The 26,839-nt window shown below is 57.8% G+C and carries 24 protein-coding genes, 1 tRNA gene and 2 rRNA genes (1 of these 27 cut by a window edge); 7 read left to right on the plus strand and 20 right to left on the minus strand.

Translation table 11 applies throughout. The features are described from left to right. Positions 1–68 precede the first annotated feature (68 nt). Positions 69–671, minus strand: a complete 603-nt coding sequence (locus tag ACR3EM_RS10055) for a DsbA family protein (RefSeq protein WP_480470570.1) — start codon at positions 669–671, stop codon at positions 69–71. A 108-nt stretch (positions 672–779) separates the two neighbouring features. Between ACR3EM_RS10055 and ACR3EM_RS10060 the strand changes: the two genes are divergently transcribed. Together ACR3EM_RS10060 and rpiB are read left to right on the plus strand one after the other, a co-directional pair. Then, positions 780–1,799: a ribose-phosphate pyrophosphokinase gene (locus ACR3EM_RS10060; protein WP_480470571.1), complete on the plus strand. Its 1,020-nt coding sequence runs from the start codon at positions 780–782 to the stop codon at positions 1,797–1,799. Between the two features lie 15 nt (positions 1,800–1,814). Further along, positions 1,815–2,264: a ribose 5-phosphate isomerase B gene (rpiB, locus tag ACR3EM_RS10065; RefSeq protein WP_480470572.1), complete on the plus strand. Its 450-nt coding sequence runs from the start codon at positions 1,815–1,817 to the stop codon at positions 2,262–2,264. 11 nt (positions 2,265–2,275) lie between these two features. Here the strand turns inward: rpiB and ACR3EM_RS10070 are convergent, their stop codons facing one another. The 7 genes from ACR3EM_RS10070 to ACR3EM_RS10100 form a co-directional block, all read right to left on the minus strand. Beyond that, complete coding sequence (locus ACR3EM_RS10070) at positions 2,276–2,626, minus strand: H-type lectin domain-containing protein (protein ID WP_480470573.1); 351 nt, start codon at positions 2,624–2,626, stop codon at positions 2,276–2,278. 114 nt (positions 2,627–2,740) lie between these two features. After that, positions 2,741–3,151, minus strand: a complete 411-nt coding sequence (locus ACR3EM_RS10075; protein WP_480470574.1) for a F0F1 ATP synthase subunit epsilon — start codon at positions 3,149–3,151, stop codon at positions 2,741–2,743. 12 nt (positions 3,152–3,163) lie between these two features. Beyond that, a complete protein-coding gene (gene atpD / locus ACR3EM_RS10080; protein WP_170588732.1) occupies positions 3,164–4,588 on the minus strand; it encodes a F0F1 ATP synthase subunit beta in 1,425 nt (474 codons plus the stop codon). An 18-nt stretch (positions 4,589–4,606) separates the two neighbouring features. Continuing rightward, on the minus strand, positions 4,607–5,485 hold the full coding sequence (locus tag ACR3EM_RS10085; RefSeq protein WP_480470575.1) for a F0F1 ATP synthase subunit gamma: 879 nt from the start codon (positions 5,483–5,485) through the stop codon (positions 4,607–4,609). Positions 5,486–5,497: 12 nt separating this feature from the next. Continuing rightward, the gene (gene atpA / locus ACR3EM_RS10090; protein ID WP_480470576.1) at positions 5,498–7,036 is read right to left on the minus strand and encodes a F0F1 ATP synthase subunit alpha; all 1,539 of its coding nucleotides are present in this window, start codon (positions 7,034–7,036) and stop codon (positions 5,498–5,500) included. Continuing rightward, positions 7,037–7,597 carry a F0F1 ATP synthase subunit delta gene (locus ACR3EM_RS10095; protein WP_480470577.1) on the minus strand — a complete coding sequence of 187 codons (561 nt, stop codon included), beginning with the start codon at positions 7,595–7,597 and terminating at the stop codon, positions 7,037–7,039. It abuts the gene before it with no gap. 302 nt (positions 7,598–7,899) lie between these two features. Continuing rightward, entirely contained in the window at positions 7,900–8,634 is a 735-nt protein-coding gene (locus ACR3EM_RS10100; RefSeq protein ID WP_480470578.1) for a class I SAM-dependent methyltransferase, read from the minus strand. Positions 8,635–8,695: 61 nt separating this feature from the next. Between ACR3EM_RS10100 and gloB the strand changes: the two genes are divergently transcribed. Then, positions 8,696–9,463 carry a hydroxyacylglutathione hydrolase gene (gene gloB, locus ACR3EM_RS10105; protein ID WP_480470579.1) on the plus strand — a complete coding sequence of 256 codons (768 nt, stop codon included), beginning with the start codon at positions 8,696–8,698 and terminating at the stop codon, positions 9,461–9,463. Positions 9,464–9,637: 174 nt separating this feature from the next. Continuing rightward, the gene (gene clpA, locus ACR3EM_RS10110) at positions 9,638–11,962 is read left to right on the plus strand and encodes an ATP-dependent Clp protease ATP-binding subunit ClpA (protein ID WP_480470580.1); all 2,325 of its coding nucleotides are present in this window, start codon (positions 9,638–9,640) and stop codon (positions 11,960–11,962) included. 53 nt (positions 11,963–12,015) lie between these two features. On the opposite strand, the gene ACR3EM_RS10115 is transcribed toward clpA, so the two are convergent. The 3 genes from ACR3EM_RS10115 to ACR3EM_RS10125 all read right to left on the minus strand — a co-directional run bounded on the left by ACR3EM_RS10115 (position 12,016) and on the right by ACR3EM_RS10125 (position 15,497). After that, positions 12,016–13,716 carry a peptidoglycan -binding protein gene (locus tag ACR3EM_RS10115; RefSeq protein WP_480470581.1) on the minus strand — a complete coding sequence of 567 codons (1,701 nt, stop codon included), beginning with the start codon at positions 13,714–13,716 and terminating at the stop codon, positions 12,016–12,018. A gap of 3 nt (positions 13,717–13,719) precedes the next feature. Beyond that, entirely contained in the window at positions 13,720–14,898 is a 1,179-nt protein-coding gene (locus ACR3EM_RS10120; protein ID WP_480470582.1) for a biopolymer transporter ExbB, read from the minus strand. A gap of 68 nt (positions 14,899–14,966) precedes the next feature. Beyond that, entirely contained in the window at positions 14,967–15,497 is a 531-nt protein-coding gene (locus ACR3EM_RS10125; protein ID WP_480470583.1) for a gamma-glutamylcyclotransferase, read from the minus strand. Between the two features lie 67 nt (positions 15,498–15,564). Here ACR3EM_RS10125 and ACR3EM_RS10130 point away from each other — a divergent pair, with 67 nt between their 5' ends. After that, a complete protein-coding gene (locus ACR3EM_RS10130; protein ID WP_480470584.1) occupies positions 15,565–16,566 on the plus strand; it encodes a DUF2125 domain-containing protein in 1,002 nt (333 codons plus the stop codon). Here ACR3EM_RS10130 and ACR3EM_RS10135 read toward each other — a convergent pair. The 4 genes from ACR3EM_RS10135 to ACR3EM_RS10150 form a co-directional block, all read right to left on the minus strand. Further along, positions 16,563–17,381 (minus strand): extensin-like domain-containing protein, encoded by an 819-nt coding sequence (locus tag ACR3EM_RS10135; protein WP_480470585.1) that lies wholly within the window; start codon positions 17,379–17,381, stop codon positions 16,563–16,565. The genes ACR3EM_RS10130 and ACR3EM_RS10135 overlap by 4 nt on opposite strands. Beyond that, positions 17,378–18,298 carry a prephenate/arogenate dehydrogenase family protein gene (locus ACR3EM_RS10140; RefSeq protein ID WP_480470586.1) on the minus strand — a complete coding sequence of 307 codons (921 nt, stop codon included), beginning with the start codon at positions 18,296–18,298 and terminating at the stop codon, positions 17,378–17,380. Before ACR3EM_RS10140 ends, ACR3EM_RS10135 begins: the two co-directional genes overlap by 4 nt. Further along, positions 18,295–19,380 carry a histidinol-phosphate transaminase gene (gene hisC, locus ACR3EM_RS10145; protein ID WP_480470587.1) on the minus strand — a complete coding sequence of 362 codons (1,086 nt, stop codon included), beginning with the start codon at positions 19,378–19,380 and terminating at the stop codon, positions 18,295–18,297. The genes ACR3EM_RS10140 and hisC overlap by 4 nt, the downstream gene beginning before the upstream one ends. A gap of 64 nt (positions 19,381–19,444) precedes the next feature. Further along, entirely contained in the window at positions 19,445–20,860 is a 1,416-nt protein-coding gene (locus ACR3EM_RS10150; RefSeq protein WP_480470588.1) for an aminotransferase class V-fold PLP-dependent enzyme, read from the minus strand. Between the two features lie 103 nt (positions 20,861–20,963). On the opposite strand from ACR3EM_RS10150, the gene ACR3EM_RS10155 reads away from it, so the two are divergent. After that, the gene (locus ACR3EM_RS10155; RefSeq protein WP_480470589.1) at positions 20,964–21,425 is read left to right on the plus strand and encodes an Lrp/AsnC family transcriptional regulator; all 462 of its coding nucleotides are present in this window, start codon (positions 20,964–20,966) and stop codon (positions 21,423–21,425) included. A 201-nt stretch (positions 21,426–21,626) separates the two neighbouring features. Next, positions 21,627–22,883, plus strand: coding sequence for a methyltransferase family protein (locus ACR3EM_RS10160; RefSeq protein ID WP_480470590.1), 1,257 nt, complete (start codon positions 21,627–21,629; stop codon positions 22,881–22,883). Between the two features lie 148 nt (positions 22,884–23,031). Here ACR3EM_RS10160 and rpsD read toward each other — a convergent pair whose 3' ends face one another. The 5 genes from rpsD to ACR3EM_RS10185 form a co-directional block, all read right to left on the minus strand. Continuing rightward, positions 23,032–23,652, minus strand: coding sequence for a 30S ribosomal protein S4 (gene rpsD, locus ACR3EM_RS10165; protein ID WP_170325974.1), 621 nt, complete (start codon positions 23,650–23,652; stop codon positions 23,032–23,034). A gap of 203 nt (positions 23,653–23,855) precedes the next feature. Beyond that, positions 23,856–24,350 carry a hypothetical protein gene (locus ACR3EM_RS10170; protein WP_480470591.1) on the minus strand — a complete coding sequence of 165 codons (495 nt, stop codon included), beginning with the start codon at positions 24,348–24,350 and terminating at the stop codon, positions 23,856–23,858. Between the two features lie 298 nt (positions 24,351–24,648). Then, positions 24,649–24,725 (minus strand) — tRNA-Met (locus ACR3EM_RS10175). A gap of 130 nt (positions 24,726–24,855) precedes the next feature. Next, positions 24,856–24,970, minus strand: a 5S ribosomal RNA gene (gene rrf / locus ACR3EM_RS10180). Positions 24,971–25,141: 171 nt separating this feature from the next. Further along, a 23S ribosomal RNA gene (locus ACR3EM_RS10185) occupies positions 25,142–26,839 on the minus strand; it runs 1,148 nt beyond the window's last position.

Consider the following 26,839-nt stretch of genomic DNA (forward strand, 5'->3'; position numbering starts at 1 on the left):
TGCCCCCATCGCAGCAAGTTGCGATTCCCCCGAGGTATTTTTAGCCAGATGAAGCAAGCGGGGTTGGACTAGCCCTTCAGCGTTGCGAGGTGACGGTCGAGGTCGTCGAGGCGGTCCTGACCCCAGAACCTTTGATCATCAGGCGTAATATAGAACGGCGCGCCGAATACACCGCGGTCCACGGCTTCTTCAAGATTGGCTGCGTAGGTTTCAGCCCCCGCCAGCAGGCCGGTATCGGCCAGTTTCGGGTCGAAGCCTGCCTGTGTCAGGCAGTCTCGGATAACGCTGTCTTCGGCGATGTCTTTTTCCTCGGCCCAGCAGGCACGCAGGAAAGAGTGGCATAGCTGCCCTACATCGCCCGAACCATCCTGAACGGCAGCGATCACAGCATACGAGGACGGCGCCATATTGGTCGGCCAATGGGCTGGTTGCAGGTTGAAATCCATGCCCAGCGTCTTTGACTGGCGCAGCAGTTCCTGCGCGCGGTATTCGATGCGCGAGATATGACGGTCCTTGGGTGGGGTGCCACCGGTCCTGCCGAACAATGCGATGATATCAAGTGGTTTGTAGTTGATCGTTGCGCCATGTTTGGCGGCGACCTCTTCCAGCCGTGTACCTGCCAGATAGGAATAGGGCGAAATTGTCGCAAAATAGTAGTCAATCTGGGTCATGTGTACTTTCTCCGCTGCGTTATCTTTGCGGGACGGTAAGGCCATGCTAAGCGGTGTCAACATCACGAATCTGTCACATTGCCATTGCTGCCCGGGGATAATCAGCCGATGCCGACACTGCACGAACCCAAGCTCATTGCTGGGAACGCCAATCTTCCGCTTGCCGAAACCATTGCCCGCCGCATGAGCCTGCATCGCGGCGTCGATCAAGGTCTGGTCGAGGCGCGCGTCGAACGGTTCAATGACGGCGAGATCTTCGTCGAGGTGTTCGAGAATGTGCGCGGCGAGGATATGTTCATTATCCAGCCGACTTCGAACCCGGCCAATGACAATCTGATGGAACTGTTGATCATCGCCGACGCCTTGCGCCGCTCTTCGGCGGCACGCATTACTGCTGTCATCCCTTATTTCGGCTATGCCCGTCAGGACCGCCGCACCAAAGCGCGTACGCCGATCAGCGCCAAGCTGGTTGCCAATATGCTGACCGGCGCAGGGATCGAGCGTATCCTGACCATGGATCTGCACGCCGCGCAGATTCAGGGCTTTTTCGATATGCCGGTCGACAACCTCTATGCCTCGCCGATCTTTGCGCTGGATGTGAAAAAGCAGTTCAAGGATCAAATGGATGACCTGATGGTGGTGTCGCCCGATGTCGGCGGTGTGGCCCGCGCCCGCGAATTGGCCAAGCGCATCAACGCACCCCTGTCGATTGTGGACAAGCGCCGCGAAAAAGCGGGTGAGGTCGCCGAAATGACCGTAATTGGCGACGTGAAGGGCAAGATCTGTCTGATCGTCGACGATATGTGCGACACTGCTGGCACGCTTTGCAAGGCGGCCCAAGTGCTGATCGACAATGGGGCCAAAGAGGTGCACTCGTATATCACCCATGGTGTCATGAGTGGCCCAGCGGTTGAACGCGTTACGAATTCGGTGATGAAATCACTGGTTCTGACAGACTCGATTCAGCCGAAGCCAGAGGTCGCGAATGCCCCCAACATTCGCATCGTACCCACGGCTCCGATCTTCACGCAGGCCATCCTGAATATCTGGAACGGGACAAGCGTCTCCTCGTTGTTTGAGGATAAGACACTGACGCCGATCTACGAGTCGCTTTACCACATGGACTGAGCAGGAGGCTAAAACGTGACCGGGAAAAACCGAATTGTTCTGTCCAGTGACCACGCTGCGATTGAATTGCGTCAGGCCATCGCCAACCATCTGACGCCGCAAGGCTGGGAGGTTGTCGATATCGGTCCGACGACACCTGAAAGCACGCATTACCCCCTGCACGGCAAAGCCGCGGCCGAGGCGGTCGCCTCGGGCGATTGCCAGTTGGGCATCATTCTCTGTGGTACCGGACAGGGTATCATGATGGCCGCCAACAAAGTGCCGGGCATCCGTTGTGGCGTATGTTCAGACACGTTCTCGGCCCAAATGATCCGTCAGCACAACAATGCCAACATGCTGTCGATCGGCGCGCGCGTCATCGGCGAGGGACTGGCGCTGGATATCGTAGATGCGTTTCTGTCGGCCGAATTCGAAGGCGGTCGTCATGCAACCCGAGTGGACATGATCGAGGCGCGGGGCGATTAACGCCCTGCCCCTCAGGAAATGTCCCAGTCGTCCGGGTGCTTTACCTCGCCCATTGCAGTCCACGTGACTCGGATACGTGCGATGCGCGTGTCTGACCAGGTCCGGAAAACGGCATTGAACCCTTCGGATGTGACGTCCTTGGCCTGAACTTCCGCCCGCAACGCCGAGGACGTGTCGACATCCCACAGCGACACACCGATCTGAACAATAGGGATCGAGCGGAAAGGTTCGCTGAACCAGATCGCCGCGCACCGCTCACGCGCGCCTTCTCCGGTCCACATATTTCCGCCATCGGCGAAGTCCGAAAACAGGACTTCTTCGCCTTGATCAATGCCGATGGGGTGTGTCAGAAATTTCTTCATTCTGTCGTCTTTTCTTGCAATTTCCGCACCTTAACCTGCGGCTATGACGAAAGCACGACAAAAAACGGCCCCGCAATCGCGAGGCCGTTTCAATGCATAGATTGTCATGAACCTTTACAGGCTCATATGCGTTCCAAGGGCTTCCATGTCGGCCAGCAGCTTGGCGGCGTCGTCGACGATGGTCTGATCATCGCCTTCCTTTGCCGCCTCGTGCGAAGCGCGGGCCTCAGCGATCAGGTCGTCCAGATGCGACCGGGTCACTTCGGCAACCGGAATGGCCTTTTCGGCCAGAACTGACAGGCCATCGCCGTTGATCTGGGCAAACCCGCCGGTGACCAGGTATTCGCTGGCTCCTTCGGGTGCCTCAACCTTCAGCAGACCGGGGCGCAGCGTTGTGATGGTAGGGGCATGGTCGGGCATCGCCGTCATGTCCCCGTCCGCGCCGGGAATCTGGACCGCGGTAACCGCGAGCGAAGCTAGGCTCCGCTCGGGGCTGACGAGGTCGAATTGCATCGTGTTTGCCATCAGGGATACTCCTTAGGCGGCTTCTGCTGCCATCTTCTCGGCTTTGGCGATCACTTCTTCGATGCCACCAACCATCAGGAAGGCCGCTTCGGGCAGGTGATCGTATTCGCCAGCCACAACGGCTTTGAACGACGAGATGGTGACTTCCAGAGGAACCTGAACGCCCGGCGAGCCGGTGAAGACTTCGGCCACGTCGAACGGCTGCGACAGGAAGCGCTCGATCTTACGGGCACGGGCCACGGTCAGTTTGTCCTCTTCCGACAGTTCGTCCATGCCGAGGATGGCGATGATGTCCTGCAGCGACTTGTAGCGCTGAAGGATCTGCTGAACGTCGGTCGCGACCTTGTAGTGCTCTTCACCCACGATGGCCGGGTCGAGCAGACGCGAGGTCGAGTCGAGCGGGTCAACCGCCGGGTAGATACCCTTTTCCGAGATCGCACGGTTCAGAACGGTGGTCGCGTCCAAGTGGGCAAACGAGGTTGCCGGCGCAGGGTCGGTCAAGTCATCCGCAGGCACGTAGATCGCCTGCACGGACGTGATCGAGCCCGACTTGGTCGAGGTGATGCGTTCCTGCAGGGCGCCCATGTCGGTGGCCAGCGTCGGCTGGTAGCCCACCGCCGAAGGAATACGACCCAGCAGAGCCGAAACCTCGGAGCCCGCCTGCGTGAAGCGGAAGATGTTGTCGACAAAGAACAGAACGTCGGTACCGGATTGGTCGCGGAACTGCTCGGCCAAGGTCAGACCGGTCAGAGCAACACGCGCACGCGCTCCGGGAGGTTCGTTCATCTGACCGTAAACCAGGGCTACCTGCGATTCCGACAGGTTGTCCGGCTTAATAACGTTCGATTCGATCATCTCGTGGTACAGGTCGTTCCCTTCACGGGTCCGTTCACCAACACCCGCGAACACCGAGAAGCCCGAGTGCACTTTTGCGATGTTGTTGATCAGTTCCATGATCAGAACGGTTTTACCAACGCCGGCGCCGCCGAACAGGCCGATCTTACCGCCTTTGGCGTAGGGGGCCAGCAGGTCAACAACCTTGATGCCGGTTACCAGAACTTCCGACTCGGTCGACTGTTCGTCGAAGGTCGGTGCTGGCTGGTGGATCGCGCGGGCCTCAGATGCTTCAACCGGGCCTTTTTCGTCGATCGGTTCACCAACCACGTTCAGGATGCGGCCCAGGGTGGCGTTACCAACCGGAACCGAGATCGGTGCGCCAGTGTCGGTGACTGCCTCGCCACGAACCAGACCTTCGGTCGCGTCCATCGCGATGGTGCGGACGGTGTTTTCACCCAGGTGCTGAGCAACTTCCAACACCAGGCGCTTGCCGTTGTTGGTGGTTTCCAGCGCGTTCAGAATTTCAGGCAGCTGATCTTCGAAGTGCACGTCGACGACGGCCCCGATGATCTGTGTGACTTTGCCTTTTGCATTCGCCATGTTTCGTCTCCGGTTTTCTTACAGCGCTTCGGCGCCGGAAATAATTTCAATCAGCTCGTTGGTGATCACGGCCTGACGCGAGCGGTTGAACTGGATCGTCAGCTTGTCGATCATCTCTCCCGCGTTGCGTGTCGCGTTGTCCATCGCGGACATCCGTGCACCCTGTTCAGACGCTCCGTTTTCGAGCAGAGCCGAGAAGATTGCGGTCGCAACCCCCTTGGGCAGCAAGTCGGCCAGAATGGCCTCTTCGCTGGGCTCGTAGTCGAACACGGCACCGCTGTCGTCACCCGTCGCTTCGTCTTCGAACGAGGCGGGGATGACCTGCTGTGCCGTCGGGATCTGGGTCACAACGTTGACGAACTTCGAGTAGAAGATCGTGGCAACGTCGAACTCACCCCCGTCGAAACGAGACAGGACGTCCTTGGCGATGTCTTGCGCGTTGGAATACCCCAGACGCTTGACCTCGCTCAGGTCGATATGTCCAACGAATAGATCGCCAAAATCACGCTTGAGCGCGTCGCGGCCTTTCTTGCCGACGGTCAGAACCTTGACCGTCTTGCCTTTGCCGCGCAGCTCGTCCGCTTTGGCGCGGGCAAGCTTGGCGATGTTCGCGTTGAAGCCGCCACACAGGCCGCGTTCAGCTGTCATCACAACCAGCAGATGGACATCATCACTGCCCGTACCACGGAGCAGCTTGGGGGCGCTGTCGCTACCCCCGACCGACGCCGCCAGCCCCGCCATCACGGCATTGAACCGTTCGGCATAGGGGCGCGAGGCTTCGGCAGATTCCTGGGCGCGGCGCAATTTTGCTGCCGCGACCATCTGCATGGCCTTGGTGATCTTGCGGGTCGATTTGACCGACTCGATCCTGTTTTTAAGGTCCTTCAGACTAGGCATCGGAACCTCCTATCAAGCGAAGGTTGCGGCGTATTCGTCGATCGCTGCCTTGATCTTGTCGGACGCATCACCTTTGATCTTCGGATCTTCGTCAGTGAGCCACTGAAGCAGGTCGGCATGCTTGCCGCGCAGGTGCGCCAGCAGACCGGCCTCATAGCGGCCAACATCCGATACGTCGATCTTGTCGAGGTAACCGTTGGTGCCAGCGAAGATGACGCAGACGATTTCAGCGTTGGTCAGCGGCGAGTACTGCGGCTGTTTCATCAGCTCGGTCAGACGCGCACCACGGTTCAGCAGCTGCTGAGTTGCGGCGTCGAGGTCCGAACCAAACTGCGCAAACGCAGCCATTTCGCGATACTGAGCCAGTTCCAGCTTAACCGGACCAGCAACTGACTTCATCGCGTTGGTCTGAGCCGACGAGCCCACACGCGAAACTGACAGACCGGTGTTCACAGCAGGACGGATGCCTTGGTAGAACAGTTCGGTTTCCAGGAAGATCTGGCCGTCGGTGATCGAGATCACGTTGGTCGGAATAAACGCCGAAACGTCACCACCCTGAGTTTCGATAACCGGCAGAGCGGTCAGCGAGCCCGCGCCGAAGTCTTCGTTCAGCTTCGCCGAACGTTCCAGCAGGCGGGAGTGAAGATAGAAAACGTCGCCAGGATAGGCTTCACGTCCGGGCGGACGGCGCAGCAGCAGCGACATCTGACGATACGAAACAGCCTGTTTCGACAGGTCATCATAGATGATCAGCGCGTGGCGGCCGTTGTCACGGAAGTATTCGGCCATCGCAGTCGCGGCGTAAGGTGCCAGGAACTGCATCGGGGCCGGGTCGGATGCAGTCGCGGCCACAACGATCGAGTATTCAATCGCGCCGGACTCTTCGAGTTTCTTCACCAGCTGCGCAACGGTCGAACGCTTCTGACCAACCGCAACGTAGACGCAGTACAGTTTCTTCGACTCGTCGTCGCCTGCGGCTTCGTTGTAAACTTTCTGGTTCAGGATGGTGTCCAAAGCGACAGCGGTTTTACCGGTCTGACGGTCACCAATGATCAGCTCGCGCTGGCCACGGCCAATCGGGATCATCGCGTCAACCGATTTCAGGCCGGTTGCCATCGGCTCGTGCACCGATTTACGCGGGATGATGCCCGGGGCTTTGACGTCTGCAACGCCACGCTTGGAAGCGTTGATCGGGCCCTTGCCGTCCAGCGGGTTGCCCAGACCGTCAACAACACGGCCCAGCAGTTCGTCACCGATCGGAACGTCCACGATCGAGTTCGTGCGTTTGACGGTGTCACCTTCTTTGATGTCACGGTCAGAACCGAAGATAACGACACCAACGTTGTCGCTTTCCAGGTTCAGGGCCATGCCCATGATGCCACCGGGGAATTCGACCATCTCACCCGCTTGCACGTTGTCCAGGCCGTATACACGGGCAATCCCGTCACCGACGCTCAGCACGCGGCCGATCTCGGCCACTTCGGCTTCCTGACCAAAATTCTTGATCTGGTCCTTCAGGATTGCAGAAATCTCTGCAGCTTGGATTCCCATTTATCCGACCTCTTTCATTGCATTCTGTAGGGAGTTCAGCTTCGAACGGATCGAGCTATCGATCATTTTCGAGCCCACTTTAACGACAAGACCGCCGATGAGGCTTTCATCCACGGTCGCATTGATAGTCACGGTCTTGCCCACACGCTCGGACAGCGTCTTGGACAGTTTATCCAGTTGTGTCTTGGTCAGCGTCTTGGCCGAGGCGACATCGGCGGTCACTTCGCCACGCTCTTCGGCCAGCATGTCGCGCAGAACCTGCACCAGCTGCGGCACCACAAACAGGCGGCGTTTCTGCGCCATCAAACCCAGCGTGTTGCGCAGGATCGGGTTCAGGCCCATTTTGTCGGCTACTGCTGTGATAGCGCCTTCCTGTTCGGCGCGGGAAACCAGAGGCGAGGCGATCAGGTCGCGCAATTCGGCGCTTTCGCCCAGAGCTGCTGACAGATCATTGATGCCGGTTTCCAGACCTGCAAGGTCATTATTCTCTTTCGCGATCTCGAAGATCGCAGTGGCATAGCGCTCAGCGATGCCTGTGGAAATCGAAGCTGGTTCGGACACGTCCACCCTTCCGATACTTTAGGCCCCGAAAACCGCGCGCGCGGCCACCCCGGGGGCGTGAAGAAACCCCGTCCATAAAGGGCGGGGATCAAAATCACCGGGGATGTAGCAGAGGTGTTCCAACCAAGCAATACGCTATAGCGGTAACAGAATTATCCACAAATCTTTAACTTTCAAACACTTACACCAAGTGCGACCCTTTGGACCGGTTACGGCAGTTGAAAAATGTTACGAATATGCAGGTTTTTGCGATTCCTGTGACTTTTTTTCCGCAATTTTTCCCTGTCGAACGGATGGGATTGTCATGCAGGCTTCAACAAACCATCCAGCGCCTTGATCGGTCGCTTGGCGGTGTCCTTGGTCACACTTCCACTGGGCGGACGAATGAGTTTGCTGACCTCGACCATCAGCACCCCCCCGGCCATGACCGTTGGAATACGCTGCCCGGTTTTTTCGATCAGGCTGCCGGACTTGAGCCAGAACCGACGGAAGGAAGGCGGCAGATATAGTGCCGAGCAATGGTTTTCCGGCACAAAGTGATGTGCCCGCAACTGGTTCTCAAGCTGTGTCGCGGAATATGGTCGCCCGAAACCAAAGGGCGTCTTGTCAGTTCGCGACCAGAGCCCGGCCCGGTTCGGCACCACAAACAATGCGCGGCCACCGGGGCCCAGCACGCGCCAGCATTCCTCAAGTAGCTGACTCGGGCGACTCGACGTTTCCAGGCCATGCATGACGACCAGTTTATCGACATGCCCGGTTTCGATCGGCCACTTCGTCTCCTCCGTCAGAACTGAAACATTGGGCATTCCCGCGGGCCAAGGCATCACACCTTGCGGTCCTGGCATCAGACCGATCACGCGGCGGGCATCTGCCAGATACGGGCGCAACAAGGGGACGGCAAAGCCAAAGCCAACCACGGTCTGCCCCTTGGCTTCCGACCACAGATCGACCAGCCGACCACGGATCGCCGCCTGCGCCGCGCGGCCCAGGGTGCTGCGATAGTAAAAGTTTCTTAGATCCTGCACATCAAGATGCATTGCGGACACCCGGTCAATCGGCTTAGCTGGGCGCAGTCTAGCAATGAAAGGGCAAAAGGCCATGCCTCTTGAGATCGTTACCGTCCCCTGCCTGAGCGACAACTATGCCTTTCTCGCCCATGATCCGGCCAGCGGCGAGACCGCACTGATCGATGCGCCAGAGGCTGCTCCAATTCTGGCCGAACTGAATGCGCGTGGTTGGCGGCTGAGTCACGTGTTGCTCACCCACCATCACTGGGATCACGTGGACGGACTGACGGGTATACTCGAGACACAGCCCGCGCGGGTGATCGGTGCCAAAGCCGACGAACACAGGCTGCCGCCACTTGATCAAGCAGTGGTTGAGGGGGATACGTTCTATATCGGGGGTGAACCGGTCGAAGTACTGGATGTCCCGGGCCATACATTAGGGCACATCGCATTCTACATGCCGAAAAGCGACGCCGTATTTACCGCAGACAGCCTGATGGCGCTGGGATGCGGGCGCTTGTTCGAAGGAGAACCGGCGCAAATGTGGGCCTCTCTCAGCAAGCTGGCCGCATTGCCCGATGAAACAATCGTGTGTTCGGGTCATGAATATACGCAATCAAACGCCAAATTCGCCCTGACAATCGATCCTGACAATCCCGCCCTGCAGGATCGCGTTGCCGACATCAACCGTGCCCGCGCCGCCGGAGAACCCACTGTGCCCTCGCTTCTGTCGCTGGAAAAGGCCACAAATCCGTTTCTGCGCGCTGCTGATCCGGCGATTCAGGCGCATCTGGGCATGGAAAATGCTGACCCCGCGTCAGTTTTTGCTGAGATCCGTGCCCGAAAAGACCGCTTTTGAGCCGTTTAGGGCCCTCTTCACGGCCACGGTCACAGGAAATGTGACTGTCAAGTGCAAGAAAACCCTTGAAGCCGGGCCACGATCAACCAAACTCTAATAGTATGAGGACATGGTTGGGATGGGGATCCTGCCGATACTCGACCCCCTTCCGGCCCAATATAGAGGAGCACCCGCGTGCCTTCATTCTCGAGCACATTGGAACAAGCCATCCACGCGGCCCTTGCGGCGGCGAATGAACGGCGACATGAATTCGCGACGTTGGAGCACCTGCTGCTGGCGTTGCTGGAAGAACCCGATGCGGTGCGCGTCATGAAAGCGTGCAGCGTCGATCTGGATGAGTTGCGCAGCACGCTGGTCGAATTCATCGACGAAGACCTGTCAAACCTCGTGACCGATATAGACGGGTCCGAAGCGGTACCCACCGCAGCCTTCCAGCGTGTTATTCAACGCGCCGCGATCCATGTACAGAGTTCCGGCCGTACCGAGGTGACCGGGGCCAATGTACTGGTCGCCATCTTCGCCGAGCGCGAAAGCAATGCAGCATACTTCCTGCAGGAACAGGATATGACCCGCTATGACGCGGTGAACTTCATCGCCCACGGTGTGGCCAAAGATCCCGCCTATGGAGAGAACCGTCCGGTGACCGGCGCGGATGAAGCTGAGGATGAAGCTCAGACCACCTCGGGTGAGGCGGATCAGAAGGAAAGCGCGCTGGGTAAATACTGCGTCGACCTGAACGCCAAATCGCGCGCCGGGGATGTTGACCCGCTGATCGGTCGCTCGGACGAAGTAGAACGTTGCATTCAGGTGCTGTGCCGCCGTCGTAAGAACAACCCGCTGCTGGTGGGTGATCCGGGCGTAGGAAAAACCGCCATCGCAGAAGGTCTGGCACATAAGATCGTCGCCGGGGAAGCGCCTGACGTGCTGTCCGAAACCACAATCTACTCGCTGGACATGGGCGCGCTGCTGGCGGGCACTCGCTATCGCGGCGATTTCGAGGAACGGCTGAAGGCAGTCGTGACCGAGTTGGAAGATCACCCCGATGCAGTGCTGTTCATCGACGAAATCCACACGGTGATCGGTGCCGGTGCGACCTCGGGCGGCGCCATGGATGCGTCGAACCTGCTGAAACCTGCCCTGCAGGGTGGAAAACTGCGCACCATGGGCTCAACCACCTACAAGGAATTCCGTCAACACTTCGAAAAGGATCGTGCGCTGAGCCGCCGGTTCCAGAAGATTGACGTAAATGAACCCTCGGTCGAAGACAGCGTGAAAATCCTGCGCGGCCTGAAGCCGTATTTTGAAGAGCATCATGCGATCAAATACACCGCAGATGCGATCAAAACTGCGGTGGAATTGTCGGCCCGTTACATCAACGACCGTAAGCTGCCGGACAAAGCCATCGACGTGATCGATGAAGCCGGGGCGGCACAGCATCTGCTGGCCGAAAGTAAACGTCGCAAGACCATTGGCGTGAAAGAGATCGAGGCCGTTGTCGCCAAGATCGCTCGTATCCCGCCCAAGAACGTCACCAAGGATGATGCGGAGGTTCTGAAAGATCTCGAAACCTCGCTGAAACGGGTGGTGTTCGGTCAGGATGAAGCCATTGAGGCGCTGTCCAGTGCGATCAAACTGGCTCGTGCTGGTCTGCGCGAACCCGAGAAGCCCATCGGCAATTACCTGTTCGCTGGCCCAACCGGTGTGGGTAAGACCGAGGTTGCGAAACAACTGGCGGATACGCTGGGTGTGGAGCTGCTGCGGTTTGATATGTCCGAGTACATGGAAAAGCATGCCGTCAGCCGCCTGATTGGTGCCCCTCCGGGCTATGTCGGGTTTGATCAGGGCGGTCTGCTGACGGATGGCGTCGACCAGCACCCGCATTGTGTGCTGCTGCTGGATGAGATCGAAAAGGCGCATCCGGATGTGTTCAACATCCTGCTGCAGGTGATGGATCACGGTGAACTGACCGACCACAATGGCCGTACAGTGAATTTCCGCAATGTGGTTCTGATCATGACCTCGAACGCAGGTGCTCAGGAGCAAGCGAAGGCAGCTATCGGATTTGCCCGTGATCGCCGTGAAGGTGAGGATACCGCTGCAATTGAGCGCATGTTCACCCCGGAATTCCGCAACCGTCTGGACGCGGTGATTTCCTTCGCACCGCTTCCAAAGTCGGTCATCCTGCAGGTGGTCGAGAAGTTCGTCCTGCAGCTTGAGGCACAATTGCTCGATCGCAATGTGACCATCGATCTGACGCCGAAAGCCGCCGAATGGCTGGCGGACAAGGGCTATGACGACAAGATGGGCGCGCGTCCACTGGGCCGCGTGATCCAAGAGCATATCAAGAAGCCTCTGGCCGAAGAGCTTCTGTTCGGCAAACTGGCCAAAGGTGGCGTCGTCCGAGTCTCGGTCAAGAAAGGCGAGCTGAACCTTGAAATACTCGGCCCCGACCAGCCACGCATTCCGGGTGATAAGCCGCCGCTGCTGACCGCGGACTGATTCAGAGACCTTAGAAACAAATAGCGCCCGCCCTTTCGGCGGGCGTTTTTTGTTTACCGCTCTGTCAGTTTCAACTCGATCCGGCGGTTCTGCGCGCGCGCTTCGGGCGTGTCGACGGGGTTGACCGGTTGGAACTCTCCAAACCCGTTGGCCGCAAGACGGTTGGGTGGAATTCCCAGCGCTTCGACCATGAACCGAACCACAGACAATGCGCGGCCCTGGCTGAGCTCCCAGTTGTCGCGATACCGACCGCTACCCCCCAGCGGCACGTTATCGGTGTGCCCATCGACGCGGATGACCCAGTTCAGGCCCTCGGGGATTTCAGCCGCGACCGTCCGAAGAATGTCAGCCACCTTGGCAACTTCCTGACGGCCTTCCGCAGACAAAACGGCCGAGCCCGTATCAAACAGCACCTCGGACGAGAACACAAAACGGTCGCCTTCGATGCGCACGCCTTCTTGATCGCCCAGCACATCCCGCAACCGTCCGAAGAACTCGGACCGATAGCGTTGCAGATCTTCTGCCTGCGCAGTCAGCTCCTGATTTTGCCCGGCCAGCCTTTCCGCCTCGGCCTCAAGCCTGATGCGCTCTGCCTCCTCCAGCAGCCGGCGACGACGCTCCTCCGAGGCAGCGCGGGCGAGGGCTGCGTTCAGGTCCTGACCCAGCGTCTGGATCTGGATCTCTGCGGCGGCGTTACGCTCTTCGTAATCATCCAACAGCGCCTGCAACGAGCCCAGCTGGCTGCGCAAAGCCGACATCTGCTGGTTTAATAGTGCAGTCTGGCGCTGCGCCTCGGTCGAGATTTCTTTCTCTGACGCAAGCGCCCCCTGAGCCACAGCCAGCAGAGCCGCGCGCTCTTCAGCAAGTGACCTTTGCTCCTCCGCCTGCGCCTGAGCCTGCGTTTGCGCGTCCAATGCTGCCTGCAACTGGGCCTTCAGCTCGTCCGGGTTTAGCTCACCAAATTGCTGCTCAAGCTGGGCACGTGCCGCCTGTGCAGCAGCCAGCAGGGTCAAGGTTTCTTCGGCTTCCTGCCTCTGCGCCTCAAGCGCCAGCGTCATCGCGGTCAGCTCGGCATCCGCATCCTGAAGGCCGTTGCGCAGGGTCTCGGCCGCGGCAGCCTCGGCCAGACGCGCAGCCTCTTCATCTGTCAATTGCTGCGCAAGGTCCGCAATCTGGCCTGCCTGCGCCGCTTCGCTGGCCTCCAGCTCGGCCACCAACGCCTCAAGCGCCTCGCGGCGTGCAGCAGCCAGACGCGCAGCTTCGGTTTGGGCATCAATCTCGCTGCGGCTCTGGGCAAGGGCAAGGTTCAGGGAATCCTGCTCGCTCAACAGTTCGTCACGCTCCTGCAGCAAAGCATCCTGTTGGTCCACCAAGGCAGCAATATCACCCCGCGCCCGTTCCTGATCCGCCAGCAAAGCCGCGACCTGAGCTTCGAAGCTTGTGATCTGCGATTGTGCCTCTGACAGCTCATCCTCGACCTGCCCAAGCGTGGTATTCAATGTGCCCAGGCGCGCCTGCAAGCGGCTGTTTTCACGCTCTTCCAATCCCAGCGCACCGGCCAGCGCCGCGACCTCATCCGACAGCGCGGTCAGTTCGTCTTCTTGCCCCGAGATGGTTTCGCGCAGCACAAACTGAACGATCATGAAGATGGTCAACACAAAGGTCAGAACCATCAAAAGCCCCGTCATCGCATCGACGAAGCCGGGCCAGACAGAGCCCGAGAATCGATGACCGGTGCGGCGCGACAAGGCCATCCTTTATTCCCCGTCCGAGGGCGTGCGCACGGCGCCGCGTGGCAGCGTCAGAGCTTTGACAAGCAGTTCGAAATCCTTGCGCAGTTCATTCATGCTGTCCTGTCGACCGGCTGAAATCTCTTCCAGAATCCGCAGTAGTTGCACGTCCATCGAGCGCAGACGCATACGGCTTTCTGCATCGATCCCCTCACCCGCACCATGTTCACGCATGTGATCCAGCAGTGCATCCTGCCCCAGCGCCACACGTTCCAGCGCAGCGGTCACACCTTCGGTCTGGGCCTGACGCTGGTTCATGTCGGTGATCGCGTCGACCAAGTGTCCGAGCTTGGTGGAAACCTGGGTCCGGTCTTCTTCCTGCGCTGCGAACAGATCTTGCAGCGCATCCATCTGTTCTGACATGGCGTCGAGTACCGGTGTCAGCACCGCCAGTTCGGCACCACCTTCATCGCCCGCAGCAAATCCGACACGGGTGATCGAGGATAACCATTCCTCCAATTCGCGATAGAACCGGTTCTGACCATGACCCGCGAACAGTTCCAGCAGGCCAACGATCAATGATCCGGCAAGGCCCAGCAAAGACGACCCGAAGGCAACGCCCATCCCTTGCAGCTGCGCTTCCAAACCGGTCATAAGACGGTTAAACACCGCCAAACCTTCTTCGCCTTCTTGTGGGTTCAGACTGCGGATCGTGTCGACGATGGCCGGGACGGTGGTTGCCAGGCCAAAGAACGTGCCCAGCAGACCAAGATAGATCAGAACATTGGTTATGTAGCGGGTAATCTCACGCTCTTCCTCGACCCGCTCAGCGACAGAATCGAGGATCGATCGGGTAGAGCTGGAGCTGATCTGTGACCGCGCCCCGCGTGCGCGCAGCAGCGAAGCCAGTGGCGCCAGCAGTTGTGGGGGACGCACGTCATCACGCTCGACCCCACCGGCAAAAGCCTCAATCCATCGCACCGAACCGATCAGCTGCGTCACCTGCAGGAAACAGGCGGCCACACCGATGACAAAGACCAGAAGGATAAAGCCGTTCAGGTACAGATTGGCCTGAATCACGGGCAACACGTAGGGCAGCGCCATGAACACGCCAAGGCCCGACAGCCCGATTGCAATCAGCATCATTAGGATTTGGCGGATCGGCTGCGAGAAATGTGGTCTCACGCCCTGTTGTGCCTGCGCCATGCGCGTGGCTCCCGGTATTGTCTGCTCTGGGCTGAACCTATCGAAGTTCAGGGCGCGACGCCAAGGGTTTATGCGCGGATTGTACGCACGCGTTGCGACAACCACTCAAGGTCGGGGTCACGCAAACCGATCTCGGTCAGATGTGCGGCTGTATTGTAGAGGTATTCGTCATTCGGACCGCGCCCGCCCACCGCATGTGCTATGATCTGGGCTTGCTCCTCCAGCGGCAGTCCACCGCAATACTGCACATGATGCGCATCGATGACATACGTCACGGCGTTGACGACCTCACCTGAATGCAGTTGCACGTCCAGCATCCGTTCAAGATAGGCGGATGAAATCAGCTCGCGCTCGCGCAATTCCGCCAGCGTCCGCTCTTCGTGTCCTGCCTCAACGGCAAGCGCCAATCCTTTGCAATGCGCATCCGGTTGTTCGTCAAGCGCAAGCACCAGACCAGGCTCTTCCTCAGTGCCGCGATGATGGATCGAGCGCATGCAGAAGGATCGGGCATAGCCATGCAGCGTGGCGCGTTCGCTGCGGGCCACCGGAAAGCCGGGGTTCCACAGAAGAGATCCATATCCGAAAACCCACATCGTCATTGCTCTGGTCCTTGCCCGTTTCGCTCTATAAACATCAAATCCGAGGCAGGAAAAAGGGCCATTCATCATGCGTCGTCTGATACGCGTTTTTGTATTCGTGGCCGTTGTGTGGAGCGCCTACTGGTATGTCGCAGGTTACGGGCTGCGAAACGCCATTACCGGCTGGTTCAATCGTCAGCAGGAACTGGGCTGGCAGGCTGATTATTCGGATGTCGCGACAGCAGGGTATCCGTTTCAGCACATCACTCGGCTGGCCAATCCCGCGCTCGCCGATCCGGTGAACGGTACGGCCTGGAGTGCGGACTGGATCGAATTTGAAAGCCCCGCGATCTGGCCCGGTCGACAAATGCTGCGTTTTGCCAGCACACCACAACGCCTGTCCTATTTCGATCAGACCACGACCGTTCAGGCCGAAGGTCTTCAGGCGGAACTACATTTGCAGCCAGGTGTCGCATTGGTGCTGGAAAGGATGGCCCTGACCTCCGGGCGCTGGCTGCTATCGGATGAGCAGGCCCCCCAGGCCGGTGGGCAAAGCCTGAGCCTGATCATGGCGCAATCTGGCGCTCCGGAAAGCTACAACATATCGGCCAAGGTCGACGGTTTTACACCGGGCGAAGAACTGCGGCGCCTGATGCGCTCTGCATCGTCCCTGCCTCAGTCGTTTGAGACGCTGGAACTCGATACATTCATCACGTTCGACAAACCCTGGGACCGCAGCGCGCTTGAACAAGGCCGCCCCCAACCCGTTGCGATTGACCTGCGATTGGCCGAGGTCAAATGGGGTGAACTGCGCCTCTTCGCGACCGGAGAGCTGGATGTCGACCAACAAGGCATCCCAACCGGAGAAATCGCGGTAAAGGCCGAGAACTGGCGTGACATGGTCGCTATGGCGAACGCTGCAGGCGCCCTGCCCGATCAGGCGGTTGATCCCGTGACGCGGGCCCTGGGCTTCATGGCCGGGCTCGGCGGCAATCCCAACGCCTTGGATCTGCAGCTGAATTTCCGCGACGGTTTTGTCGCCTTGGGGCCGCTCCCATTGGGCCCTGCCCCGCGACTAATCCTGCGTTAACGACAGTAGGAGCCGCTGCGATAGCGCGCCGTGTCCAGATGGAAATGGTCGCGATGATATCGATCCGAATTCGGCCCCAACACCGTCCCAAACGGCCCACAAGCCCCACGCCAGACTTTGATCAATTGCTTCTGAGAGGGGTTCTTGCGCCATCCGTCCAACACGGTAACAAGCTCGCCATCTGCCATCCGGAACCCGGAAATATCAATCGCGCGACCCTTGCCGTGCTCGGAAATCCGCGCGCCTTTTTGGTTGTTCCGGGTCCGGCAGGCATAATGCGCCGCCACCCGCAGCTCGACCACCGGGCCGCGCCGTTTGAACGTGGGCTTCACCGTCTTGTCGACCCATTTATTCAAAGCCTTTGCGGTGCCACAATCCATGGTCGCCGGACGGCTGAGCTTCACCCCTGAAACCGAGGTAATCTGCACCGCGTCCTTGATCCCGCAGGCCTTGATCTTGCCGTTTATACGGCCCACCGCCTTGCCCTGGATGTCTATATCGCCACAAACCGAAGATTTGCGCAGCTTGCGTTTTTTGAACAGGATTTGCTGCTCTAGTTCCTTCGGGCGTAGGTAGGGTCGGATCGAGCTATCAGGCCCCAGCAACGGCAATTCGGTTGGCCGGGCAGCAACCGCAGTCACCTGCGGAGAAGCGGGCCGCAGCACGGGGCGAATTCTGGACGTGGTGAGCGCGGGGTTGGCATCGATCAGGGCGGGGCGTTTTAGTGGCACAAGAGAGGTTTCTGGCGCTGCCGCATGTGCAGTTGTGGCCAGAATGGCAAGACCTATCCACAAACAGCCCCGGAGCCATCTCATGTCGATGTTTTCCCCCGTCCAAAATCTGGCGCGTCCGTGTCCTGCCCGGCATCGATAATTCCGCGCCGGATCGCACGGGTGCGCGTAAAATAGTCGAACAAATGCTCTCCGTCACCAGTTCGGATAGCCCGTTGAAGCGCAAAGAGTTCTTCCGTGAAGCGCCCAAGAATCTCCAGCGTCGCGTCTTTGTTGGTCAGGAATACGTCGCGCCACATTGTCGGGTCTGACGCGGCAATCCGCGTGAAATCCCGAAAGCCGGCAGCCGAGTATTTGATGACCTCGGTATCTGTGACCCGTCGCAAATCATCCGCCACACCAACCATGGTGTACGCGATCAGGTGTGGGGCATGCGAGGTCACAGCCAGCACCAGATCATGGTGATCGGCATCCATTTCGTCGACATTCGATCCCATCCCCTCCCACAGCGCGCGCAAGCGGGCGATGGCATCAGGGTCCGATCCTTCGACTGGGACCAGCAGAGACCAGCGGTTGTCGAAAAGCTCAGCAAAACCGGATTCCGGCCCGGAATGCTCCGTCCCGGCCAGCGGGTGGGCGGGAATGAAATGCACATCTTCCGGGATATGGGGTGAGACAGCCTCAATCACGTGGCGCTTCACCGATCCGACATCCGAGACTGTCGCGCCGGGCTTCAGGACCGGTGCCATCTGCTGAGCCACGGGACCCATCGCGCCAACGGGAACGCACAGCACAACCAGATCGGCCCCTTCGACGGCCTCTTCAACCGAGTCACAGATGCGGTCGCACAGACCGATCCGCCGAGCCGTCTCGCGGGTCGCGTCAGATCTGGCATAACCGGTCACCTCTCCTGCCAGCCCCGCGCGTTTCATCGCCCAGAACATGGAGGAGGCGATCAGGCCCAGCCCGATCAGCGCCACGCGGTCGTAAATCTGGCTCATGCAGCGCCCCCTTTGAACGCGGTAATGGCTGCAACCACACGGTGGCAGGCTTGTTCATCGCCCACGGTGATCCGCAGCGCATTTGGCAGGTTGTAGCCCGCAACACGCCGCACGATCAAACCCTGAGTTTTCAGGAACTCGTCACAAGCCTCAGCCTCGGCCTGATCTGCGAAACGCGCGAGGATAAAGTTTGTGCAAGATGCATCCGAGGGTACGCCAATCTTGGCCAGTTCCTCGGACAGCCAGACTCGCAGCCGGGCATTCTCGGACTGGTAGAACCGCAAGTAGTCCTCATCCTGCACCGCTGCCTCGGCGGCGGCCAACGCAGTCAGTGACAAGTTAAAGGGCTGACGCACCCGGTTCAGCACATCAATGATGTCTTTCGCGGCATAACCCCAGCCCACGCGCATCCCGCCCAGCCCGTAGACCTTGGAGAACGTCCGGGTCATGATCACATTCTCGAACCGATCCACCAAAGCGGCCCCACCGTCGAACCCGTCGACAAATTCGGCATAAGCGCCATCCAGCACCATCAGACAGTTGCTGGGTAGTTCCTGCGCCAGACGCTCCAGCTCGGCCTCAGAGATCATGGTCGAGGTCGGATTGCCTGGATTGGTCACAAACACGATCCGTGTCTTGCCGGTTACGGCAGCCAGGATATTGTCGACATCCACCTGCCGCTCGCGCTCCGGCACCATAACGGGCGTCGCACCTGCCATCCGCGCGATGATCGGGTACATCGAAAACCCGTGCTCGGTATAGATGACCTCATCCCCCGGCCCGGTATAGGCCTGCGCCACGAACTGCAGCACTTCGTCGCTACCAACACCGCAGATGATGCGATCCGCGTTCAGCCCATGTCGGTCTGAAATCGCGGCACGCAGGGTGGCATGATCGGTACTGGGATAACGATGCAGCGTCGTCGCACTGTCACGTACAGCCCCTATCGCCTTGGGGCTGGGTCCAAACGGGTTCTCGTTCGAGCTCAGCTTGATGACCTCAGCCACCCCTGCGACATGGGACTGACCACCCTGATATAGCGCGATGTCCATAATGCCGGGTTGTGGTATGGGCTTGGTCATGAGGGGCTCCGTTGGTTGCGCCCCTCTTACCTGTCTCAACGGCTTGAGAAAAGTGGCAATTCCCTCAGGCAGCCTTGAAGCGCGCCGTCGCCGGATCGGCACTGTAGAACGCAGTATATTCCTCGGTCCGACGCGACAGGTCATTAACACTGTCGATGATGAATTGAACCGTCTCTTCGCTCATCAGATACGAGAAGTTCAGGCGCACCCAACCGGGCTTCAACATCTCTTCACCCGCAGACAGGGCCGCGTGCAACTGCTCCGAAGTATCGCGGTCGATCCCCAGCAAACGGTGCGCATATGGCCCTGCGCAAGCACAGCCGCCACGTGCCTGTATCCCATAGATATCGCTGAGCATTCGCGTGAACAGCTGCTGATGTACCGGCTGCCCAGAGTGATCCCGAACAAGGAACGAGAAGATCGGAAGGCGGTGCGCATTCTTCGTGCCCAGCAAGGTCAGATGCGGATTCTCCGACCAGCCTTCGATGGCCATCCGGTTGTAAAGCGCCTCACGCCGCGCAATCTCATCGGTTCCCACCGCATCCTTGACCATGAACGCCAGCGCCGCGCGAATGTCACCGATCACGTTGGGCGTACCCGCCTCTTCCCGCGTCGCAAGATCCGCGCTGTAATCATGCCGCCAGGGCGAGACAAAACTGACAGTTCCCCCACCCGGCCAGCTTGGGCACGTACGCTGAACCGCATTCTGATTGACGACCAGCACGCCGGAAGCTCCGGGCCCACCGGGAAACTTGTGCGGAGAGACTACGATCGCATCCTTGCGTGCATCTTCTGGCCCCATATCCATCGGCAGATACGGGCCACCACCCGCATAATCCCAAACCGCCAGCGCCCCATGCGCCTTCAACAGCCGGGTCACCGGGTCGGGATCGGTGATGATACCCGTGACGTTGGACGCTGCCGAGAATGATCCGATCAGCAGATCCGAGTCGGCATGCTCCAGCAACGCGGCTTCCAGCGCCTGCATATCCGGCCCACCCTCTGCTGCTTCGGGAATCTCAACCACCTCAGCCTTGCTTTCACGCCAGGGCAGGATGTTCGAATGGTGTTCATATGGACCGATCAGCACAACCGGTTGGTCAGCCTCTTGCACTCCCATCAGGCTGACCAACCGGTTGAGGCCCGCTGTGGCGCCGGACCCGGTGAAGATCACCGCATCCTCTTCCCTGGCACCAACGATGCGGGCGATCTCTGCCCGCGCCTCGCGGCGAAGGCGGGTCATATAAGAACCGCAATAGGAGGCTTCGGTGTGGCTGTTGGCATAATACGGCAACACATGCGCAGCCACAAAGTCTTCGACCTGACGCAACGCGCGACCCGAGGCGACGTAATCCGCATACACAAGCGGCACATCCTGATGCAGACCCGGGATGAGTACCCCCTCACCAATCAGCCCGTCGCGCAGAGCATTTCCGTGAGTGGCAGATTGAATCTCCGCGCGAAAAATGGACAGGGTCATTGCATAAGCTCCGTATTGCTGTACCCAATGTGATTGATCTATAGGCCAAATACTTCACCCTTTTTTGCCTTCTAATGCCCAATATTGTGTCATATGATTTCATATGAGTAACAAAATAGATCAAATTGACCACAGCATTCTGAAAGAGCTCCAGAAGGACGCCACTCTGTCTCAACGCGAGTTGGCAGATCGCGTCGGCCTGTCTCAGAACGCCTGCTGGCGACGCCTGAAGGCGCTGAACGACAATGGGGTGATACAGGGTTCCTCCGCTCGGATCGCACGAGAGAAGCTGGGCCTGAACCTCGTAGTCTTCGTCATGTTGCGTACCCGCCATCACTCGGCCGAGTGGCTGCAAGCCTTTAGGCGTCACGTACTGACCATTCCTGAAGTTGTGGATTTCCACCGGATTGGTGGCGACTACGACTATCAGCTGAAAGTCGTCACACAGGACATGGCCTCATATGACAAGGTCTACCAGCGCCTGATCGAGAAAGTCGAGCTGGACAGCGTCACATCCTATTTTGCAATGGAAGCGATCGCCGAAGGTCGGCCATTGCCGATCTGATCCGGAACTTCATCTGACCGGAATACAAGCCACTTCGACCTTTGGATATTCAAAAATAACCCAGTTTCAGTCAAATTTGCGCCCGAATCTTTGGCTAAACTCGCCAAAATTGCATCTTTCGCACGACGATATAGGGGCGCGGCGGTGGGTCTTCCGAGTTCAGCAGTTAGCAACGCTACTGCAGTTATTGGCGTCACTTTCTTGACGCTGGGTGTCATCTATCAAGTTGTCTGGCCACAACAGACACCTGTCGAGATGGCGCTGTTTTTGGTCGCCAGTTACCTCGTACCGGTAGCGCTATTCGAAATCTGCTTCAACAAGGTACACTTGAGGAAATCGACCGGGCTAAGATGGACTAAGGCAGGCCCGTCGAACCCACGCCGCGTCGCAGTCAAGCTAGTCGGCTTGTTTGCGATTCTCGCGGCCATCACGGTGGTTCATAGCGTTTTTCGGTTCTATGCCTACGAAAGGCTCACGTACCCTGTCGTCGCAATGGTCCTTCTCGCTCCATTTCTATTTCCAGTCATCATAGTTTACTTTTTTGAGATCGACCGGCGCATGGCGCAACCCAAGGATGGCTATTTCGAGCTTGGAGCACTAATTCTCAGGCTAAATCCTCACGCAAACTGGGCTCTTCTGCAGGACTTTGCGCTTGGCTGGGCGATAAAAGGCTTCTTTTTACCTGTGATGTTTGCCTATCTGGCATTGAACATGTCCAGCCTTTCACAAGACATCCCATTGATCTACGGATCTCCTGTGGAGAAAGCGGTTTACTTGGCCAAACTTTTGATCGCTATGGAGTTGACGATCGTCGTGGTAGGCTATTCGATGACTGCGCGGCTTTTTGACTCTCATATCAGATCTCCAAACAAACTGCTCGGTGCTTGGGTCGTAACACTCATCTGCTACGAACCTTTCAATCGCTTGGCCTCGGGTCAGATTTACAAATACCACACTGGGCGGAGTTGGAATGATACGATAGACAATTATCCGCTTTTGGTTTGGCCATGGATCATCATGATCCTTCTGTCATACTTCGTCTGGATGTGGAGCACGGCGATATTTGGATTGCGGTGGTCCAATCTTACCAATCGCGGCATTATTACAAATGGACCGTATCGCTATACAAAACACCCTGACTATGTTGCAAAATCGTGTTTCTTTTGGCTGACTGCTGCGCCTTTTCTTACCGCCTTCACCTATTGGCAGGCGTTTACCGCCAGTCTGGCCCTTCTGGTGGTAAATGCCGTCTACTTTGGTCGTGCACGTATGGAAGAAAAGCACCTGTCAGAAGATCCAACCTATGTAGCCTACGCATTAGAAATGAACCACCGCAGCATCTTTGCGCCAATCGCTCGGTATTTGCCTGGGCTTGCATATCGTTCACCCACCGACAGTGCAGAACTTCAGCCCAAAACGGAGGAACTCTCTGACGCCAGCTTAAGATATAAGTATTGAACTGGCCTATCTGCTTTCAGAACTTGCCGTGATGTCGACAAGAAGCGACCTGTTCCCCTAAAAGTCCTCGATTTTCGGTTAGCCTATTCCACAACAAAAAAAGACCGCGCTGAAAGCGCGGCCTTTAAACTCAAAAGGTCGGCGAAGATTAGTTCTTCGCGTAGAATTCGACGACCAGGTTCGGCTCCATCATGACCGGGTAAGGCACATCGCTCAGGCCCGGTGCACGAACGAAAGTCGCAGTCATTTTCGAGTGATCGGCATCGATGTAGTCGGGCACATCACGCTCGGCCAGCGCAACAGCTTCCAGAACAACAGCCAGTTGCTTGGACTTGTCACGCACTTCAATCACGTCGCCTTCTTTGACACGGTAGCTGGGGATGTTGACCCGCTTGCCGTTTACTTTGACGTGGCCGTGGTTCACGAACTGACGTGCAGCAAAGACGGTCGGCACGAATTTGGCGCGGTAGACGACGGCGTCCAGACGGCGCTCCAGCAGACCGATCAGGTTTTCACCGGTGTCGCCTTTGACACGTTCGGCTTCGGCATAGATGCGACGGAACTGCTTCTCGGTCAGGTCGCCATAGTAGCCTTTCAGCTTCTGCTTGGCGCGCAGCTGCAGACCAAAGTCCGACAGTTTGCCCTTGCGGCGCTGGCCGTGCTGGCCGGGGCCATATTCGCGACGGTTGATCGGGGATTTCGGACGACCCCAGATGTTTTCGCCCATCCGGCGGTCGATTTTGTACTTGGCAGACGTGCGTTTGGTCACGGCTGATCTCCTTCGTTTAGGTCGAGGCCCGTGCAGGCCACTATGAAGGGCGTTGTCCTCTTGAGGTTTCCCCCATGACAGGCATCCCCTTGCGGGGGCCACCAACACCAATGAAGCCGCGCTTATATCTGTCGATTAGCCAGAGTCAACACGTCTCGGCATTGCAAGGTACGAATTTTATCTGAGGGTATCAGCAGCAGAGATCACTCTGCCGCAAAGACCGCTACATCAGGAATTTCATCCCGGATGACCCGCGCTGGCCCGGGAAAAGCGACAACCGTGCGGTCCTCGGTTCGGGTGATCGATACAGGCTCAATCTGCTCCGCTGCGGCGCTGACCCAGAATTCCTGACCTGGTTCCGGGCAACCGCCTTCAAACACCAGAACCGGGGCCTCATCGCCGACCACCATAGCCAATTTGGCGACAAATTTCTGCGCCCCGTTGGACAGTTCAATTCTGGCATGCTCCGGGAGCATCTCATCAACTGTGGTCTGACACCAGTCCGCCAATTCGGAAACGATCCCAGATGCAAGTGATCGATCTACGACTTCGACAAGCTCGGTCGAAAGATTAAGCGACCGGCCACGCCAAGACCATGTTGATCCAACACCTAGTTGATCGATAGGAGCATCTTCCAGACCATCAACTTCGGTTTGGGTCCAAGATATAGCTACATGACCGCTTTTATCGGTTCTCATCTGCCCGCCCGCACTATTACTCATCCCACCTGTAACGATTTCTGTCTATCAACGATAAAATGGGCAGAAAAGAGACTGAATTGCAGCATTCACGAAATTGTTGCCCAACCGCAAACTCACTCTGAGACTTGAAGTGACCTGGACACGAATCGAATTTGCCACATTTTCTTACATAACGCTTCCAGCATTTTTCGAGAACACGCACCGTTTGCTTCCACAGTGCTTCCACCACCAAAGGCCAGAATGCAAAAAGCCCCGCGTTATGCGAGGCTAAGTGTTTGATATCCGACCTTAAAGTTGGTTGCGGGAGTAGGATTTGAACCTACGACCTTCAGGTTATGAGCCTGACGAGCTACCGGGCTGCTCCATCCCGCGACACTTTGCGTTGGCCTATCGCTTACGCTACTTGAAGCCCTGCGTTGGTCTACCGCCTATTTGGCTAGTTGAGACCGGGTCGTGTTCTGCTGATCGTTTAGAGAGAAGTTTGTTTGTGGGCTTTTGCTAGGTTTGGCGGTGACCTACTCTCCCGGGGCTTAAGCCCAAGTACCATTGGCGCGGCAGTGCTTAACTTCCGGGTTCGGGATGGGACCGGGTGTTTCACTTGCGCTATGACCACCAAACCGAGGAAAAGCCCTCGGTCGACTTTCTTGCTGTGCAAGAAAGCGACCATGCGGCAGGCAGCGTCTTTATCACAGATAAAGGCGCGTTACCGCACGGTTGTTAATCAGATCAACGTTGTCCAACTCAAGGTCAGTGTATGCTTTTGGTGATTTGTCTTTCTGTTACTGGATCAAATCAAGCCTATCGGGCGATTAGTACCGGTCAACTGAACGCATTACTGCGCTTACATCTCCGGCCTATTGACGTGGTGGTCTTCCACGGCCCTCAGGGAGACCTTGTTTTGAGGGGGGCTTCCCGCTTAGATGCCTTCAGCGGTTATCCTGTCCGATCATAGCTACCCAGCACTGCCGTTGGCACGACAACTGGTCCACCAGTGGATCGTTCACCCCGGTCCTCTCGTACTAGGGGCAACTCCTCTCAAGTCTCCTACACCCACGGCAGATAGGGACCGAACTGTCTCACGACGTTCTAAACCCAGCTCACGTACCTCTTTAAACGGCGAACAGCCGTACCCTTGGGACCTGCTCCAGCCCCAGGATGAGATGAGCCGACATCGAGGTGCCAAACACTGCCGTCGATATGGACTCTTGGGCAGTATCAGCCTGTTATCCCCGGCGTACCTTTTATCCGTTGAGCGATGGCCCTTCCACTCGGGACCACCGGATCACTATGGCCGTCTTTCGACTCTGCTCGACTTGTCAGTCTTGCAGTCAGGCTGGCTTCTGCCATTGCACTCAACGAGCGATTTCCGACCGCTCTGAGCCAACCTTCGCGCGCCTCCGTTACGCTTTAGGAGGCGACCGCCCCAGTCAAACTACCCGCCACGCAGGGTCCCGGATCCGGATAACGGACCGCGGTTAGACATCAAGAGTGCGAAGGGTGGTATCTCAAGGGAGGCTCCACGGATACTTGCGTTTCCGCTTCAAAGCCTACCACCTATCCTGCACATCACAATCCTGATGCCAGTGCGAAGCTGTAGTAAAGGTGCACGGGGTCTTTCCGTCTAACCGCGGGAAGCCTGCATCTTGACAGGCAATTCAATTTCGCTGAGTCGATGTTGGAGACAGCGGGGAAGTCGTTACGCCATTCGTGCAGGTCGGAACTTACCCGACAAGGAATTTCGCTACCTTAGGACCGTTATAGTTACGGCCGCCGTTTACCTGGGCTTCAATTCAAGGCTCTCACCTCTCCTTTTAACCTTCAGGCACCGGGCAGGCGTCAGACCCTATACGTCGTCTTGCGACTTCGCAGAGCCCTGTGTTTTTAATAAACAGTCGCCACCCCCTGGTTTGTGCCCCCAGCCCCTAGTTGCCTAGGAACCGGGCCTCCTTCTCGCGAACTTACGGAGGTATTTTGCCGAGTTCCTTCAACATCGTTCTCTCAAGCGCCTTGGTATGCTCTACCAGTCCACCTGTGTCGGTTTAGGGTACGGTCTGATGGAGGGCTATTTCCAGGAACCACTCAGCAGCCCAATCAATCCGATAAGATTGAACTACACCTGTGATCCGTCACATCCTCCTGGCCTAGGAATATTAACCTAGTTCCCATCGCCTACGCCTTTCGGCCTCGGCTTAGGGGCGGCTTACCCTGCTCAGATTAGCTTTAAGCAGGAACCCTTGGACTTTCGGCGAGAGTGTCTCTCACACTCTTTGTCGCTACTCATGTCATCATTCTCACTAGTGATCTCTCCACGGGATCGCTCACGCGCCCGCTTCATCGAAAGCCTCTCTCCTCCAATCTGCCCGAAGGCATGAAGGAGGAATGAGACTATGTCACACTACGCTCTGCTACCGATGCTTACGCATCCCTAGACTTCGGCTCATGGCTTGAGCCCCGTTACATCTTCGCCGCAGGACAACTTATTTAGA

This window comes from Ruegeria sp. AH3 (assembly GCF_056536265.1).